Source organism: Antarctobacter sediminis, assembly GCF_019218285.1.
In the GTDB taxonomy this organism is placed as follows: domain Bacteria; phylum Pseudomonadota; class Alphaproteobacteria; order Rhodobacterales; family Rhodobacteraceae; genus Antarctobacter; species Antarctobacter sediminis.
Genome location: NZ_JAHUZG010000002.1, coordinates 375,861 through 391,851, shown reverse-complemented (window position 1 = coordinate 391,851; position 15,991 = coordinate 375,861). Strand labels below are relative to the sequence as shown.

Annotated in this window: 3 protein-coding genes; all 3 read left to right on the top strand. The window is 64.7% G+C overall.

What is annotated here, in order from left to right:
- Positions 1–81 precede the first annotated feature (81 nt).
- The 3 genes from KJP30_RS09590 (at position 82) to KJP30_RS09580 (ending at position 15,930) form a co-directional block, all read left to right on the top strand.
- Positions 82–1,551 carry a GspE/PulE family protein gene (locus tag KJP30_RS09590; RefSeq protein WP_218448915.1) on the top strand — a complete coding sequence of 490 codons (1,470 nt, stop codon included), beginning with the start codon at positions 82–84 and terminating at the stop codon, positions 1,549–1,551.
- The gene (locus KJP30_RS09585; RefSeq protein WP_218448913.1) at positions 1,548–2,759 is read left to right on the top strand and encodes a type II secretion system F family protein; all 1,212 of its coding nucleotides are present in this window, start codon (positions 1,548–1,550) and stop codon (positions 2,757–2,759) included. Before KJP30_RS09590 ends, KJP30_RS09585 begins: the two co-directional genes overlap by 4 nt.
- A 289-nt stretch (positions 2,760–3,048) precedes the next feature.
- The gene (locus KJP30_RS09580) at positions 3,049–15,930 is read left to right on the top strand and encodes a DUF7933 domain-containing protein (protein WP_218448911.1); all 12,882 of its coding nucleotides are present in this window, start codon (positions 3,049–3,051) and stop codon (positions 15,928–15,930) included.
- The last annotated feature ends 61 nt before the right edge of the window (positions 15,931–15,991 follow it).

Below are 15,991 nucleotides of genomic sequence, written 5' to 3'. Positions count from 1 at the left end.
CGCCGCCGGACGGCCACAGGCTTGCGGGGATGGCGGGATTGCGGGCACAAAGGTCAAAAGACCAAGGACTGCGAAGCCCGAATGCCCGATGACCTCCCGACACCTGATCGGCCCGGCAGCCTGCCCTATGCCCTTGCGCGCGATCATTGCGTGGCGCTGGATGGCGCGCGTGTCGTGGCAGGCCCCGGCGCAACGCCCAACGGCCTGCGCGAGGCGCAGCGGCGGGCCGGGCTGGACGTGCCGCTGGAGGTGCTGGACGAGGCCGGTTTCGAAGCGGTGCTGGCGCGGCTTTACCACAAGGGCGGCGGAGGCGAGGCGCAGGGGGTCAGCTTTGACCTTGTCGAGGAGGGCGGCAAGTCGCGGGGCCGCGACCTGCTGGAAGACGCCGAAGAGGCACCTGTCATCCAGTTGGTGAACCAGCTTTTGCGGCAGGCGGTGCTGGACGGGGCCTCGGACCTGCATATCGAGCCGCATGAGGGCGGGTTGCGCGCAAGAATGCGCATCGACGGCTTCCTGCAAACGGTTATGGACCGCGCCGACGTGCCGGTGAAACGCGTGGTGTCGCGTCTGAAAGTCATGGCCGGTCTGGACATCGCCGAAACGCGCCTGCCGCAGGACGGGCGCATCCCGCTGCGGCTGGGCGGGCGGATGATCGACACGCGGGTCAGCTCGTTGCCGGGCAACTATGGCGAACGGATCGTCCTGCGGATCCTCGACCGGGCGGCGGGGCTGATGCCGCTGGACCGGCTGGGGCTGGATGGCAGTCAGATCGCCCTGCTCGAACGGCTGGCCGCCACGCCGAACGGGATCATCCTTGCCACCGGACCGACCGGCGCGGGCAAGACGACGACGCTGTATTCGCTGTTGAAACTGGCGGACCGCGAAGAGCGCAACATCGTCACGGTCGAGGATCCGATCGAATATGACCTGACCGGCATCTCGCAGACCCAGATCAACGCCGAGATCGGCATGACCTTTGCGGCCGGGCTGCGGGCGACGCTGCGGCAGGATCCGGATGTGATCCTTGTGGGCGAGATCCGCGACACGGAAACCGCCAGCACGGCGGCGCAGGCGGCGCTGACCGGGCACCTTGTGTTTTCGTCGCTGCATGCCAACAGCTCGGTCGCGGCGGTGGTACGGCTGCGCGACCTCGGGCTGGAGAATTTCCTGATCGCGGCCACCCTGCGCGGGGTGATCGCGCAGCGGTTGTTGCGGCGGTTGTGCCCGGAATGCCGTGCGCCACATGCGCCCTCGGTCAGCGAGGCGGCACAGTTCGACCGGGCGGGGGTGCCACTGCCGACGATGCTGCACGAAGCCAAGGGGTGCGACGCCTGCAACGGGTCGGGCTACGCCGGGCGCGTCGGTATCTTCGAGATCCTCGAAGTGGGCGAGGCGCTGCGCGAGCAGATCAACCACGGCGCGGGCGAGGCCGCGCTTTGGGCCAAGGCGCTGCCGCCGCGTGACCGGCTGATCGGGCAGGCCTTGCGGGCGGTGGCCACGGGGCAGACCAGTCTGGCCGAGGCGCTGCGCGTGGTCGGAGACGGCGCGTGAGGGCCTTTGCCTATGTCGCCTATACCGCCGAGGGGCGGCGCAAGGCGGGCACTTTGGTGGCCGAGACCGAGGCCCATGCCTCGGAACAGCTCAAGGCGCAGGGGCTTTATGTGTCCGAACTGACCGCGCGGGCGCGGGCGCGCTCGCGGGGGGCGCGGCTGGGCCGGGCGCGGCTGTCGCGCGATCTGCAAGCGGTGTTCACGCGCCAGATGGCGGTGCTGCTGGGTGCCGAGATGGCGGTGGACGAGGCGCTGGGCACGCTGAAAAGCGCCGGCAGCACGGCGGCGCTGGACCTTGTGGTGGCGCGCGCACAGGCGGCGCTGCTGGAGGGGGAGCCGCTATCCGTCGCGCTGGAGACCAGCGGGGCAGGCTTTCCACGCTACTACCTGGCCGCCGTGCAGGCCGGAGAGAAGGCGGGGGAATTGTCCAGCGTATTCAACAGCCTTGCCGACCATTTGGAAACCGCGCGCAGCGACCGGGCGCAGCTTGGCTCGGCGCTGGTCTACCCGGCCTTCGTGGCGGTGGTTTCGGTTCTGGTGGCTGGGGTGCTCTTTGTGACGGTGGCGCCAGAGATCGTCGCCCTGTTCGAGACCTCGGGGCGGCCATTGCCGGATCTGACACGGGTGATGATGGCGCTGGCCCGCTGGATCGAGCGGCATATGGTGGCGTTGGGGATCGGTGCGATGGGTCTGATCCTGCTGGGGTTGGCCAGCGGACGGCTGTCTGCCCTGAGGGCAGCGCGGGACAGGCTTTTGCTGCGTCTGCCGGTGGTTGGCGGGCTGATCCGAACGGCGGCGGCCGTTCAGTATCTGAGGACGCTGGCATTGGTGCTGGAGGCCCGGCACACGGTGCCCATCGCAGTGGACAGCGCGGGATCGGTCCTGACCATCGCGGCGTTCAAGGCCGAGGCGAAACAGGTTGCAACAGCGGTGCGCGCGGGCGAGTCACTGTCCAATGCCTTGGCGGCGCTGAGTTTTGTGCCACCAGTCGCGCGTCAGTTGATCGGCGCAGGCGAAGTGTCTGCCCGGCTGGCGCGGATGGCGGGGCGGGCGGCGGCGCTGGTGGAAAATGGCCTGTCGACCCAGCGCAAGCGAATTGCGGCCCTGATGGAGCCGGCGCTGATGATGCTGGTCGGGGCGATGGTCTTGGTCATTGTCCTGTCGGTTCTGCTTCCGATCTTTGATCTGCAAACCCTTGTCGCGCCCTGAACGCGCGGCTTGAGCGGGTTCACGTGGCATGTCAAATCCGTCTGGCAACGGGCTGTCTGCGTTAACTTTTTGGTAATGCCCTGTCTGCGCGCCTCCTCCCGGTGTCGCCGGAATGTCGCACATCGGCGTCACCTGCCCGGAATCCAAGCGCCAGACTGACGACAGCCTTTCCCGACGTAAATCGCTCGGCTACGCAGTCATGGGGATAAAGGCAGCCGTGACTCGACGACTTCTGTATTCAAAGAGGTTCTCTGAGATCCGGCAGGTTTGAGACGAGGGGTTTTTCGGCATGTCGGCGATTCAACGGGTTCTGGGCTGTGCGTTTGTGTGGCTGGTTTCAACTCTTGCGCCGGTTGCAGCGCAGGCGCAGCCAACCCTGGACACGCAATTCAACCCTGCCACGATTGGGCCGGGGGCCGTTGCGGATCTGAACTACACGATCACGAACGGCTCTGGTGTGCCGGTGACGGACCTTGCCTTTACGTCGGCCCTGCCGGCTGGTGTGTCTCTTGTCGGATCGCCAACCGTTGGCGGCGGTTGCTCCCTCGGCACACTGACCGCGCCGGACGGCGGCTCTACCGTGACGCTTGCCGACACTGCAATCGGCAGCGGAGGTGTCTGTGCGATCACCGTCAGCGTAACAAGCAACACGCCGGGCACGCATACGCTGTCGGCGGTCACGCTCAACAGCTCCGCCGGCAGTTCTCTTTCCTTCGCCACCGATCTTGTCGTCGATGCAACGAAGCCCGGGTTCAGCAAGAGCCTGTCCTCCGCCACGGCGAATATCGGTCAGCCGATCACTGTAACCTATGAGGTCGACAACAGCGGTGGCGCTTCGGCGCTGACCTTTATTGCCTTTTCCGAAACCTTGCCCACCGGACTTGTGGTGGCCTCTCCGTCGAACGCGACCACCACATGTAACAACGCGGCCGTCCCGAACATCACGGCGACGCCGGGCAGCAACAGCCTGTCGCTCAGCTCGGCCGGGATCGCCGCCGGCGCAACATGTACCGTGTCGGTTGACATCGTTGCCACCGGCGCGGGCGATTTCGAACTGAAGTCGGGAACTATGACGTATAGTTCCGGATTTGTCTCGATGGAGGCAGGGGCGAGCTATGCAGAACTGACCGTCAGCCCGCCCACGGGCGTTGGCATCGTCAAGTCCTTTGCCACCGATCCGGTCCTGCAAGGCGGAACCACCACTCTTGAATTCACGCTGACCAACTACTCGCGCAGCGGGTCGGCCACCGGCATCACCTTTACTGACGATCTGGATGCGATGTTGTCCGGAGCGACCGCATCGGCGCTTCCGGCCACGCCTTGTGGTGCGGGATCATCGCTGGGCGGCTCCGGCCTGCTTACCTTCACCGGAGGCGAACTTGCCGCCGGTGCGTCATGTAGCTTTAGCGTGACGGTCAATGTTCCGGGCGCCGCTGCCGCAGGCACCTATGTCAATACAACCAGCGCGGCCACCGCAACGATTGGTGGCGTGTCGGTTGTCGGGTCTTCGCTCGGGCAGGACACTCTGACCGTCGAGGCGCTGCCCGTTCTGTCGCCGCCGGTTCTGACGCATGTGTTTCAAAGCAATCCGCTGATCCCCGGCGGATCGGTCGATGTTGTCTATACGCTGACCAACCCCAATGGCGGAACGGCGCTGAGCGGTCTGGGCTTTACCGTGGATTATAGCCAGATCCTTGGCGACTCGAGCTCGGGCTATGTAGGGCTGGGAACGGGCGTTCTGGGCGGACCCACGGCAGAGCCGAACTGTGGCGGACAGTATGTTTCGATCCCGAACTCGACCTTGCCCAGCCCGCCGTTCCCGGCGTTGCCGTCGTCCGGTTTTGTCTATTCGGGGGGCGCGCTTGCCGGTGGCGCAAGCTGTAGCTTCACCATCACTTACGATGTGGGCACGGCGCTGCCGAACGGAGTCTATACCGTTGACAGCTCGGTCATTACGTCGAACGAAACCACCGATGGCGGCCCGGCCTCGACCACCTTTACCGTGGGCGCGGGCGAAATCGGTCTTGCCCTGGCGAAGTCTTTTCAGGATGAAACTGCGGTCTTTGGTGACACGGTCAATATCGACTTCATTCTGACCAATGGCGAAGTCAGCGCATCGACCATCAGCTTTACCGACAACCTCGAAACCTTCCTCACCGGCACCACCTTCTCGTCGGTGGTGTCGAACGGGTGTGGGTTCAGTTCGATCACTGGGACGTCGACCGTCACCTTCACTGGCGGCTCTGTCGGGATCAATGACAGCTGTACCACCACAATTGCCGTCCAACTGGGCGCGACGGGGGGCGATGGAACCTATACCAACACCACCTCTGACCTGACCGCCAGCATCGGTGGCGCCAGCGCTGCTGTTCTGGTCAACACCCCGGCCAGCGACAGCATCGATCTGACCGGAACGGACAGCCAGTTGCTGGTTTTTGCCAAGGCCTTTGTCGGCAGCCCTGCGATTGCCGGCGACACCATCACCTTGCAGTACACGATCACGAACCCCAACAGCACCAGCCCGGCTGGCGATGCCTCCTCGATCTCCTTTTCCGACAACCTCGCGACTGTCTTGCCCGGATCGCCTGATCTGACCGTCACGGCGACACCCACACTGAACACCTGTGGCGGCACCGTAACCGTGCCTCTTCCGTCTTCGGTGAGTTATTCGGGGGGCTCTGTTGCTGCGGGCGCAAGCTGTGTGATCGAACTGGATGTGCTTGTTCCTGCGGCGGCGGCTGACGGCTCTTTTGCCAGCCTCTCGGGGACACTTGTTTCCAGCCTGGGGCTGTCCCCGGCGGCATCCGACTTGCTGGTCGTCCAGAGCGAGCGGATCGGTCTGGCCAAAAACTTTACCGATGATCCCGTGTCGCCCGGCGATGCGGTCACGCTTGAGTTCACCCTGACCAACCTTGACGCGACCCGCGCGGCCACCGGCATCGATTTTTCCGATGACCTTGGCGCGATGCTCAGCGGTACGGTTTTTGACAGTGTCCTGCTGAATAATTGCGGCGCCACGGTTTCGGGAACGACCACCGATACGATCACCGTCACCGGAGCCTCCCTCGCGGCGGCAGGCAGCTGTACCATCCGCACTTCGGTCACCGTTCCGGCCAGTGCGCCGGTGCTTGCCTCGGCCACCAATACGACCTCCGGCGTTACCGGCACCATTGCCTCCCTGCCTGTCACCGGGGCGGCCGCCACGGACAACCTGGTGACCGGCTCTGGCGCTGACCTGAGCTTTTCGAAATCCTTTGCAAGTGACACGGTTGCTGGCGGCGCGGTTGTCCTTCAGTTCGACATCACCAACAACAGCCTCAGCGGGTCGGCCACGAATATCAGCTTCACCGACGATCTCGACGCGATGCTGTCCGGGACGGTCGCCACGAGCCTGTCGGCCAGTGCCGAATGCGGCGGCGGCAACCTGACTGGCACCTCTTTCCTGAATTTCACCGGGGGCAGCATCGCGGCGGGGCAAACCTGTACGCTGACGGCGAACCTTCAGATCCCAGCATCGGCCACAGCGGGCAGCTATACGAATGTCAGCAGCCAGTTGTTTTCGGGCGGTCTGCCTGCGGTGGTTGCGGCTTCGGCAACGCTGAACGTGGAACCGGCCCCCACATTCGCCAAGGTCTTTGCGCCCGACGTGGTCGCGGTTGGTCAGACGTCGACGCTGACTTTCACCGTTGACAATGCCGCGTCGAGCCTTGCGGCGTCGTCGCTTGATTTCACCGACAACCTGCCCGCAGGGGTTCAGGTTGCGGCGGCACCGAATGCGTCGACAACCTGTACCGGAGGAACGTTGACCGCCGTCGGCGGGGCCGGAACGATCAGCTATAGCGGGGGCACCGTTGCGGCCGGGGCAAGCTGTACCGTGTCTGTCGATGTCATTCCTGTCTCCGCAGGCACATTCCTCAACACGACCGGCGATCTGACTTCCTCCTCGGGCAATTCCGGTTCGGCCTCTGATACGCTGGATGCCGAGCCGCTGCCGACCTTTGCCAAGGCTTTTGGGGTTGCCGCCATGGCCGAGGCCCAGACCACGACACTGACCTTTACCATCGACAACAGCGGGTCGACCCTTGGGGCCACCTCGCTTGACTTCGCCGACAACCTGCCCGCGGGGCTTTTGGTGTCGTCGCCGTCCGGTGCCTCGACCACCTGTACCGGCGGTACGCTGACAGCCGTGGCCGGAACGGGCACGATCAGCTACACCGGCGGAGCCATTTCGGCGGGGGCGACCTGTACTGTCACGGTGAATGTCCTTGGTGCCAGCACTGGCGCACAGGCGAACACCTCGGGTGATCTGACCTCGTCGGTTGGCAACTCTGGTTCGGCCAGCGATACGATCACCATCGTGCCGCGCCCCGGCTTTACCAAGCTGTTCGGGCCGGACGCCATCGGCATTGCCGCTGCGCCCAGCACGCTGACCTTTACCATCGACAACACCGGATCAATCCTTGCGGCCAGCGGGCTGGACTTTACCGACACGCTGCCCGCCGGGATGCAGGTCGCGGCAACGCCGAATGCCTCGACCACCTGTACAGGGGGCACTCTGACGGCTGTCGCGGGCACCGGAACGATTTCCTACACAGGTGGCGTGATCGCCGCCGGGGCAAGCTGTACCGTGCAGGCGAACGTCGTTGGGGTCAGCGCCGGTGTGCATGTCAACACAACCGGTGATCTGACCTCATCGCTCGGCAACTCGCTGACGGCCAGTGACACGCTGACTGTTGTTGCGCCGCCCAGTTTCAGCAAGGCCTTTGCCAACAGCTATATTGGCACCGGGCAGACAACCACGCTGACCTTCACCATCGACAACAGCGCCTCTATTCTCGCCGCGACCGCGCTTGATTTCACCGACTCCTTCCCCTCGCATGTCGGGCCTTCGGTATCCGACATGGAGGTGGCGTCGCCTGCCAATGCCTCGACCACCTGTACCGGCGGTACGCTGACGGCGATCGCGGGCGATGGCGGGATCACCTACACGGGCGGCAGCCTTGCGGCCGGGGCAACCTGTACGCTGTCCGTGGATGTGGCCGTCACCGGACCGGCGACCTTTAACAACACCAGCTATGATCTGACCTCCAGCATCGGCAACTCCGGGACGGCCTCGGACACGCTGACCGCCTATGACCCGCTGACCGCGGTTCAGACCTTTACCCCGACCACGGTCTATGTGGATCAGGCTTCGGTCCTGCGGTTTGACATCAGCAACTCTGCGCCCTTCGTGGTGTCGGGACTGGCCTTCAACCATTCGCTGCCGGCTGGACTGGTCATTGCGGCTACGCCGAACGCTTCCACCACCTGTGGCAGCGGCACGCTGACCACCGTTCCCGGCGCAGGCAGCTTCAGCTACACCGGAGGCACGGCCCCCGCGGCATCGGCCTGTCTTGTCGAGGTCAGCGTGGTTGCGCCTTCGACTGGCAGCTTCGCCAGCAATCTGACAACGCTGACCTCTGAACTGGGTGACTCGGCGGCGGCTCTGGCCACTCTGACCGTGCAGCCCAAGCCGACTTTCACCAAGGTATTCGCACCTGACAGTATCCTGCTGGGGCAAGACTCGACGCTGACTTTCACCATCGACAACAGTTCTGCGACCTTCGCGACCAGCGGGCTGGATTTCACCGATAACCTGCCGTCCGGATTGGTTGTGGCGACCCCGTCAAACGCGTCGACCACCTGTACCGGGGGAACGTTGACTGCCACTTCGGGGGCAGGCAGCATCACCTACACCGGCGCCGCGATTGCAGCCTCGTCCGTTTGTACCGTGACTGTCGATGTGACACCGGCCAATGCGGGCACATTCGTGAATACCACCGGTGATCTGACCTCGCCCTTCGGGAACTTTGGCAGCGCAACCGATACGCTGACTGTGTTGACGCCTGAAATCGGCGTCGTGGGCAGCATTGGCGGCGCAGTCGCGGATGGCGGCACGTTGGATCAGGGCACACCCGACGCAGGCGCACAGCGCAGTCTGGTCCTGACTGTCGCGAACTCGGGAACCTCGCCGCTGAACCTGTCGGCAGTTCCGGTCATCTCTGGCGAAACCAATGTCGTGGTCGATAGTGTGACCGGGCCTTTGGCCACGTCGGTCCCGGTTTCGGGCAGCACCACGATCACGGTACTGTACACACCCGGGGCAGGGATCGTGGACGATCCCAACACCTCGATCCCGTTCAGCTTTGACCTTTCGCTGGGCAACGACGACCGGGACGAAAACCCCTATGACATCACGGTCAGCGGCACGGCACAGGACAGGACCGCACCGTCGGGGTATTCGGTCAGCTTCGATCAGGATCCGGTGACCTCCGGCAATCAATCCGCGACCAGCTTTACCTTTGCCGGGGCCGAGGTCGGCGCGACTTATGCCTACAGCATCACCTCGGACGGCGGGGCGGGGATCGTCTCCGGCGGTGGCACCATTGTGACGGCCACGGACCAGATCACCGGGATCGACCTGTCGTCGTTGCCCGATGGGACGCTGACGCTGACCGTTACCCTGACAGATGCCGCCACCAACACCGGGGCAGATGCCACCGATACCACGACCAAAGATGCCACTGCCCCGACCGGGTTCAGCGCGGCCTTTGATCAGGATCCGGTGAACATCGCCAACCAGACGGCGGTCAGCTTTACCTTCTCCGGGGCCGAAGTGGGCGCAACCTTTGCCTACCGGATCGAATCCTCGGCCAATTCGGCCTTTGTCGCAGGCAACGGCACCATCTTGACGGCGACGGATCAGGTGACCGTCATCGATGTGTCGGCGCTGGCCGATGGCACGCTGACCTTGTCGGTCGCGCTGACCGACCCGGTTGGCAATGCCAGCCCGCGTGAGACCGATACGACGACCAAGGACGCCACCGCGCCCAGCCTGACCATCGACACTCCGATCGAGGGCGATGGCGTGGTCAACGCGGCCGAGCAATCGACCGTCGTGATCTCGGGCACGTCCAACGGCCTGGCAGACGGAGCCGTGGTAACAGTCAATGTGGGCGACAGCAGCATGGGCCTTGTCACCGACACGGCAACCGTGGCGGGCGGCATCTGGACGGTGACGCTGGACCTGACGGCGCTGGCGGATGGGGCGTTGAGCGTTTCCGCCGATGCGTCGGATGCGGCAGGCAACCCGGCACCGCAGGCGACCGCGGCCGCGGCCAAGGACGCAACGGCCCCTGCGGGCTATAGCGTGGCCTTCGATCAGGATCCGGTGAACGCGGCAAACGCGGCGGCGATGAGCTTTAGCTTTGCAGCAGCCGAAGTCGGCGCGGATTTCTCATATAGCATCACGTCCGATGCCGGCGGCACGCCTGTGACCGGAACCGGGACAATCGCAACCGCAACAGACGCGGTGACCGGTCTGGATCTCAGTGGGTTGCTGGACGGTACGCTGACTCTGACGGTTTTGCTGACAGACCCGGCAGGAAACGCCGGTGCGAATACCACGGCGACCGTGACCAAGGACACCGCAGCCCCTGCCGTTGCCTTTGATACGCCGGTGGCGGGCACGGGATTTGTCAATGCTGCAAACGTTAGTGCCGTCGCCCTGACAGGCACCACCTCGGGCGTCGCGGACGGCCTCGTGCTCAGCGTTTCGGTGAGCGACGGCGGTGCCGGCGTCGCAACGGGGACTGCGGGTGTTGCTGGCGGTGCATGGTCGCTGGTGATCGACCTTTCGGGGCTGGCTGACGGACCGTTGACCCTGACGGCAGATGTCTCGGATGCGGCGGGCAACCCCGCTCCGCAAGCCAGCGCCTCGGCCACCAAGGACACGGCAGCGCCGACGGGTTATGCCGCGACCTTTGATCAGGATCCGGTGAACATCGCCAATCAGACGGCGATCAGCTTTACCTTTGCGGGGGCAGAGGTCGGCACGGCCTTTGCCTATACGATCAGCTCTGACGGAGGCGGCGCGCCTGTCACCGGGACCGGCAGCATCGTCACCGCCACGGATCAGGTGACCGGTCTGGATTTGTCGGGCCTTGGCGATGGCACACTGACGCTGTCGGTGATCCTGACCGATGACGCGGGGAATGCCGGTAGCGCCGTGACAGATACCGCGACAAAGGACGCCTTCGCACCCAGCCTGACCATCGACACTCCGATTGAAGGCGACGATGTGATCAATGCGGGTGAGGCCGCTACCGTTGTCCTGTCGGGCACGTCCAGTGATCTGGCCGATGGCACCATCGTCACCATCTCGGTCGGTGACAGCGGCGCAGGATCGGTGACGGGCACGGCCACAGTGACCGGCGGCCTGTGGTCGGCGACACTGGACCTGTCCGGTCTGGCCGACGGAACGCTTGACTTTGCAGCCGATGCTTCGGATGCGGCAGGCAACCCGGCCACCCAGGTCACGGCCTCGGCCACCAAGGACACGGGCATTCCCGTTGTCGGCATTGATACGCCGATTGCGGGTGATGACATCGTCAACACAGCCGAAGCGTCTGCGGTTGCCGTGTCTGGCACCGCTGGCGGTGTCGCCGATGGCACATTGGTCACGCTGACCCTGCGCGATGCCTCTACGGCGGTCGTCGACACGCGCAATGTTACGGTGACGGGCGGTGTCTGGAACACATCCTACGATCTTTCGGCGTTTGCGGATGGCGATTACGACCTTTCCGCCGATGTGTCGGACGCGGCGGGCAATGCCGCGGTTCAGGTGGTGGCCTCCTTTGCCAAGGATACGCTGGCCCCCTCGATCGAAATTCAGGATCCGGATCCAAATGCGGCCAACAGCCTTTATGCCAATGCGGTCAACGCGGCCGAGGCCGCAGGCTTCATCGCCTCGGGCGTAGCCTCCAATGCGGCGGATGCCGTTCAGGTGGTCATCACGGCCACCGACGGGGCGGCGGGCAGTGTTTCTGTCACAACGGGCCTGACAGCCGGTCCGGGCGCCCAGCATAGCTGGACCGACGCGCTGGACATCTCTGGCCTTGCCGATGGTACGATCACGCTGACGGCCGAGATCACGGATGCCTCGGGTAACGGTTCGTCTGCGACGACCAGTTTCCTCAAGGACACCACCGCGCCTGCGGGTTACACGGCCAGCTTTGACGAAGATCCCGTGAACATCGCCAACCAGACTGCCATCGGGTTCACCTTCGCCAATGCCGAGGTCGGGCCGGGCATCTCTGGCACCGATGTGACCTTTGCCTATACCATCACCTCTGACGGTGGGGCTGGCAGTGTGACAGGCACCGGCACGATCACCGCGGCGGACCAGCAAGTGACCGGCATAGACCTGTCCGGACTGCCGGATGGTACGCTGACGCTCAGCGTCACGCTGACGGACTTCAAGGGCAACACCGGCGCGGCGGCCACGGCCACCACGACCAAGGATGCCACGGCTCCGACGCTGGCCATCGACGCACCCATCGAGGGCGACGATGTGGTCAACGCCGCCGAGGTCGCAACGGTTGTGATTTCGGGCACCTCCACCGATCTGCCTGATGCAACCAGCGTGACCATCGACGTCGCAGATGGGGCCAGCGGGCTTGTGTCTGGCACGGCGACCGTCTCGGGCGGGGTCTGGAGCGTGACGCTGGACCTGTCCGCCCTTGCGGATGGCGCCCTGAGCGTGACCGCCGATGCCACCGATCCGGCGGGCAACCCGGCACCGCAGGCGACCGCCAGCGCGTCCAAGGATACGGTTGCCCCGGCGGGCTACGCGGCCAGCCTTGACGACGATCCGGTGAACCTTGCCAACCAGACAGCGACCGGCTTTACCTTTGCCGGGGCCGAGGTTGGGGCAACATTTGCCTATAGCATCACCTCGGACGGGGGCGGCGCCGCCGTCACCGGCACGGGCACCATCGTCACGGCCACTGATCAGGTGACCGGGCTGGACCTGTCGGGCCTTGGCGACGGCACGCTGACGCTGACCGTGGCGCTGACCGATCCGGCCGGCAACACCGGGGCCGATGCGACCGATACCGCGATCAAGGATGCCACCATTCCCGGCGTGGCCATTGATGCGCCGATCGAGGATGATGACGTCATCAACGCGGCAGAGGCATTGGCCACGGTCCTTTCGGGGACAACGACCGATCTGGCCGATGGTGCGGTCGTCACGGTCGAGGTCAGTGATGGCGCGGCTGTGGCAACTGGCACGGCAGCCGTCAGCGGCGGCGTCTGGAACCTGTCCATCGACCTGACCGGTCTGGCGGACGGCGTCCTGTTGATCACGGCGGATGTATCTGACGCGGCAGGCAACCCCGCGCCGCAGGCGACGGCCAGCGCGACCAAGGACGCGACCGCGCCTTCGGGATATGGCGTTGCCTTCGATCAGGACCCGGTAAATGCGGGTAACCAGTCGGCTGTCGGATTCACCCTTTCCGGGGCCGAGGTTGGGGCAACATTTGCCTACAGCATCACCTCGGACGGGGGCGGCGCCGCCGTCACGGGTACGGGCACCATCGCCACGGGCACCGATCAAGTGACCGGGCTGGACCTGTCGGGCCTTGGCGACGGCACGCTGACGATCAGCGTTGCCTTGACCGATCCGGCGGGCAACACCGGCGCGGCCGCCACGGGAACCGCGACCAAGGATGCCGTTCTGCCGACGGCGGTCCTGACCGGTCCGACCACGGCGCAGGCGGACCCCTTCCTTGTCACGCTGACCTTCTCGGAAGATGTGACCGGGCTGACGCTTGCCACTGTCCAGATCACGAACGGCACTGCTTCGGCGCTGACCGGTACGGGGGCGGACTACAGCTTTACCGTGACGCCGGATCATGACGGCCCGGTCGAGATCTCGCTGGATGCGGGCGCGGCAGCGGATGCGGCAGGGAACCTATCGACCGCAGCCGCTGCAATCACCGTGACTGCGGATCTGACCGGAACGCCAAACCCTGTTCCGCTGCCGGATTCGGATGGCGACGGTGTGCCCGACCTCTTTGAAGTCGGGAACGATCGTGACGGCGATGGCATCCCGGACGATGAGGATTTCGATCCGCAGGGGTATTTCTACTGCGAGGATGATGGCCGCATCATTCCGGGCGGCGGCTTTACCGTCACCGGGCCGACGGGTTCCAACTCTTCGCTGGGAACTGCGAATTTCATCAACATCACCCGCGACGGGTCGACCGGTGAAATCCAGTGGTTCGCCCTGCGTCCGGGCACGTACACCATGTCGCTGAGCTATCCGACCGCGGTCGGTATCCCCAGCACGTCGCGGCTGTCTTCTGGTGCGCTGGACCTGACCACGCTGTTGCCGTCGAACCCGGCGGTGATCGGCTCGACCGAGTTTGGCTCGACCGGGTTCCTTGCCGATGCCTCGCTGGCGGCCAACCCGGTCTTCTACACCAGCTTTGTGATCGAACCGGGCGATCCTTTCGTGCTCGCCAACAACATCCCCATGACGCAATGCGCGGAAAACGCGGTGACGCTGAGCGCGGCCACCGACGGGGCAGAGGCCAATGGCGGAACTCCGACCGACGCCACCTTTACGGTGACGCAGGCGCGGATTTCGACGCAGGACACGGTAATCAGCTACACGGTGGCCGGCACCGCGACCTCTGGCGCTGACTTCACCGCGCTGTCGGGGACGGTGACGATCCCGGCGGGGGCGACTTCGGCCACCATCACTGTTCCGGTGCTGGAAGATGGCGACATCGAAGGCGCGGAAACCGTTGAACTGACGCTCGGCGCGGTTGTGTCGGGGGATCTGACGACGATCCTGGGCACGACCCTGACCCAGACGGCCACCATTACCGATGACGATTTCGCCGACATCGCGGTGGTCAATGTTGACCTTGTGACCAACGAGGGCGGCAATGACGACGCCACGATGACCTTTGCGCTGCTTGGCTCGCCAAGCTCTCCGGTCACGTTGAGTTTTGCCGGGGACAGCCAGTGTACTGTTGCCCCGGCCAGCCTGACCTTCACCGCGGCGAACTATACGACACCGCAGGCGCTGACGATCCGGGCCATCGATGACGACAAGGTTGAAGGCACTCACAGCTGTCAGCCCACGGTGGTCGTGTCTTCGGCGGACACGCGCTATGATGGCGCGCCGCTGGCGCTTGCCGCCGTGACGGTTGCGGATGACCTTGTGGATCAGGTACGTGACCCCCTGACCGAAATCCTCGAAGAGGATCTGGCCGAGACCATCGACGCCCAGACCCGCAGCTTTAGCCGGATGGCGAAAGGGGCGCTTACTCGTCTGCAAGCGGGTCGCGACCTGCCCTGCGGCACGCTTCAGGCGCTGGACGTCAATGGCAGCCTGCAAATTCAGGATGCCAGCGGCACGGCGCGCGGGACCTTTGGCAGCGATGTCTACAACTGTGCGACCGACACCCGCGAAATCCTTGACGGCACCTTCTCGCTGAACAAGACCGAGGACACGGGCCTACAGGCGCTGGTCCAGTTCGCGTGGCAGCGTGAGCGGTTTACCAGCGACACGTCGATCGCCGGCTACTTCCTGGGCGGGTATTACAGCCGCACGGATGTCAGCGGTCTGGGTGACGGTGCAATCGACGGCTTTGGCGTCAATGGCGGTGTCTATGGTGCGCGCGGCTTTGGCCAGGGTCTGTTCCTCGACTACTACCTTGCCGGGGCATTCGGACGTCACAGCTATGACATTGATTTCGACACGGCCACGGCCCCGATCAATGCCACCGGCAATTACAGCTATATCGCTGGCTTTGCCGGGGCAGGGATTTCGGGTGAGCGGACTTTCGACACCTTTGTCATGAAGCCCCGCGTCGGGATCGACTTTGCCTATGCCAAGGCCGGGGACTCTGATGTGACGGCCAAGCAACTGGGTCTGACCCACACCGGCGTGATCGAGATGGATGACTTCCGGGGCGCTCGCGCCACGGCAGAGATCCGGTTCGAAAGCCTTGGTGCACCCGGCGGGTCCGAAGCGCTGGCCAGCATGATGCAGACGGCCTTTACCCCGCGCCTGTCCTGTACGCTGTCGTCTTATGATGATGCTGCGGAATGCGGTGTGGGCATGGCCTTTTCGTGGGAGCGCCGCGAGGTGGCCAGCGGTCTGACATGGGGCTTTGAAGTGGATGTCGAGAAGATCGACGAAAGCCGCCGCTTCACCTTCAACATCAAGCGGGCGCGACCCTTTGCCAACGGGCTTGGCTCGGTCGTGACCCGCCTGTCGATGCCGACAGAGCAGACACTGCAACTGGAGCATGGCGTGACGCTCGACTTCTGAGGTCGGCTCCCGCGCCCGAACAGAAAAAGACAGACGGCCCGGCGTTCAGCGCCGGGCCGTT